2 protein-coding genes are annotated in these 764 nt (G+C 45.4%); both read right to left on the bottom strand.

What is annotated here, in order from left to right; all coding sequences use genetic code 11:
* Positions 1 to 534 (bottom strand): ATP-binding cassette domain-containing protein (locus ACWHAR_RS26280; protein WP_452088324.1); only part of this gene is annotated, 534 nt, incomplete at its 3' end.
* A gap of 37 nt (positions 535 to 571) precedes the next feature.
* The coding region (locus ACWHAR_RS26275) for an RbsD/FucU domain-containing protein (protein ID WP_452088323.1) at positions 572 to 764 on the bottom strand (193 nt) is incomplete at its 5' end.

Genomic DNA, 764 nt, shown 5'->3' with positions numbered 1-764 from the left:
CAGTTTTTCAATTTCTCTTTCTGTCAACGCTGCCGTCGGTTCATCCATGATGATCACTTTCGCGTCTGTCATAAGGGCTTTTGCGATTTCGATCATTTGCTGCTGGCCGACGGAACAGTCTCCGGCTTCTTTTTCAAGAGAAATTGAGACACCGAGCCTTTCAAGCTGCTCTTTTGCTAGCGCTTTCATTTTCTTGTTGTTTAAAAATCCAAGTTTGGAAGAAAGCTCTCTGCCGATAAACAGATTTTCCAAAACGGTCATTTCAGGCCAAATGTTCAGCTCCTGATGGATAAAGGCGATTCCGTTCTGTTCGGCTTCCTTTGGATCTGAAAAATACGTTTCTTTTCCGTCGATCTCGATCGTTCCGCTGTCCAGCTTGTGAAGTCCAGTCAACAGATTCATGAGTGTCGACTTTCCGGCGCCGTTTTCTCCCATTAAAGCGTGGACTTCACCTTCTTGAAGCTCGAAGGAAACGCCGGACAGCACCTGGTTTTGGCCAAAGGCTTTAAAAATGTCCTTCATTTTAATATGCATGGGCTATCCCTTCTTTCCAGATGTAGAATGTAAACATCTAAAAGATCACTCCCGCGTGCAAGATGCAATTTGCATAAGGCGTTGCTTCCCCTGTGCGAATGACCGCTTTCGCCTGGCTCGTTGCCTTTTTGAATGCTTCGTGCGGGATATAGTCAATCTTTTGGTTTGAAAATTCCGCTTTTAAAAATGCGGCTTGACCGGGATTGACGCTTTCTATTTCTTGGGCTGCC

The sequence above is a fragment of the Bacillus sp. LR--39 genome (assembly GCF_053613335.1).
The sequence above is the reverse complement of the archived record's forward strand: the minus strand, read 5'-3'. Positions and strand labels throughout refer to the sequence as shown.